Origin of the sequence: Pseudomonas brassicacearum (assembly GCF_003732265.1) — a bacterium.
Classification (GTDB): Bacteria; Pseudomonadota; Gammaproteobacteria; order Pseudomonadales; family Pseudomonadaceae; genus Aquipseudomonas; species Aquipseudomonas brassicacearum_D.
Genome location: NZ_MOBK01000026.1, coordinates 1 through 2064 on the forward strand (window position 1 = coordinate 1; position 2064 = coordinate 2064).

Sequence of the window (2064 nt, forward strand, 5' to 3'; positions counted from 1 at the left end):
GGCCAGGTTGTGGTCCTGGTGACCCTGACCGGGACGACCATATTCCATGCGCTCGGCACAACGTCGTGGTGCTGTGGCGACGTGTTCAAACACCGCCACCGGACGCAGCAGTTCGTCGTATTCAACTTCGCGTCGTGTGCCGCGACTGTCCCAGCCTTGCAGCATTTCATTGGCCAGCCCCAAAAGACTGATCTGCGACCCGGCATCCACGCTCAGCGTCGATACCGCAACACCGGACAGCGAATACACCGTCACGAGATTGGCGGGCGCCAGCGGATCTTGCTCCTGTAACCCACAAAGCCGTGGGTCCCACTGTTTGACAGCGTGCCCGGCGGCATTGTGGAGCGTGCGGTTGATGCGTGCCTGAGTCGGCTCGTCTTCAACCTCGCGCCAATAATCAATGGAACGGATCGTCAGCGCTCGTGGGTCGACGACCGACACTTTGGGGGTTTTAGAGTGCATGCCGGCGTGTCCCTGTGAGCCAGTGGTTATCTAACCCCTCGCGCCACAGCACGGCTACTGTCAGAAATTACAGTTGCGACCAACGGCAACAGTGATAGATCCGCGAATGGCGAGCTGGCGCCCATCGCGCAGTGATTGATCGATAACACAACAAGCCCCTGTCCAGCCCACTGCGTGAGCTATCACCAGTGGCTTGGGCAGGGGTTTCTACTGAGCTTTTATTAAACGGTGACGACCTTCTTGTTCATGGTCTTTCGGACCTTGGTGCGCTCGAAAACATTCACGGAGGACTTCGCCCCTCCAAAAAAGCTTTTCTTGGCCGGGGAGTACTTTCCAATCCCCACTGCGCCCTGAAGCGTCTGATAATGAATGTCCCACGCGCGGCTCTTTCGGTCGTACCTCATAAAGGCAAACCCGGTTGTTTCTGTGACTGCATTGTTGTTTTCATCAACGTCAAATCCGTAATCCGTAAACTCCATGGCAGCACTAAGTCCCATTCCGTGTTCGACGGCGGGTAGCTTATTGTATTGGGCATCTTCCTTTGAGCCCTCCACATGCCTTACGCGCAACACATTGGCGTTGAGTTGATCCACTGTCAGTGAACAACCACTGAAACCCGGTGTAAAAACAAACTCGGGGTCCGTGCCCTTAGGGTGGACCGGTATATCCACGTACCCTCCCTGCGGAGCCCAATAGCCGGAAGCCGCGCTGGACTGATCAGGTATTTCTCCCGCAGCGATGTCGACAACCTTGAGTGCGTTGAACTCGCCCTTCGCCGCACCGGCATACGTCATCCGCTGCATTGAAAAGATAAAACTGGCGCCCCCTGCCTTTTGCGTTAGTTGCGAACCGACCTGGGAGGAGTAAGCGACTTTCGTTGACATCAGCAAGTCGGTATTGACACTCACCCGACTAAACTCCGGTACCGATAATGCCTTGCGTATATCCGTTGGTTTCCCCGTGAATGGAACCATGGAGACAGGTTTCCCCGCATCAACTGGCCGGGCGCCCGACACCTTGCGCTGATCTCCCACGGCGATCACCGGCTCCCAAAGACCGCTTGCCTGCTTCTTGCGCGTCACAGCGCCATCATCGTCGATAAAACTGAGCGGATTGTTGCGGGTCATCCAATACAGATTCAGACCATCGACGGCTCCTGCCGGATCTGGATTCAGCCAACACTGCAACCACGGTATGTAGTACCGAAACCCATAGTAATAAAGCCTCGTCGCATCCCGCTCCTTGCCTGAATACCGAATGGTTTTGTAATCCCCATCGGTATCGTTCGGGCCCGCAGAGCAGGCGGTTTCACCAAAGGGGTAATAGGTTTCTCGACTAATGATTCGCGCGTCATCGGCGAGTTCCAGCGTGCAGGAGTTCAAGTGATCGACGAGGTTGTAGCGGTACTGATCGTTGATCACACCGGACGGTGGATCAGTTACCCAATGCAACACCTGAACACTATTGAGCCCGGCCTGCGCGTTGATGACCTGCCGCACCTCCCCGGTACCGCTGTCGGTGCGCAATTCCAGTCCCGGTAAGTAACGCACTTCAGCCACCACGGTTCGGGCATGGGTCTGCAACGAGCGAGTTTTTCGTACC

Annotated in this window: 1 protein-coding gene and 1 pseudogene; both read right to left on the reverse strand. The window is 56.2% G+C overall.

The window, feature by feature from the left end; translation table 11 throughout:
• A pseudogene (locus BK660_RS29855) lies at positions 1-462 on the reverse strand (toxin); the annotation flags it as partial.
• 221 nt (positions 463-683) lie between these two features.
• Positions 684-2064 (reverse strand): RHS repeat-associated core domain-containing protein (locus BK660_RS33215; protein ID WP_259698545.1); only part of this gene is annotated, 1381 nt, incomplete at its 5' end.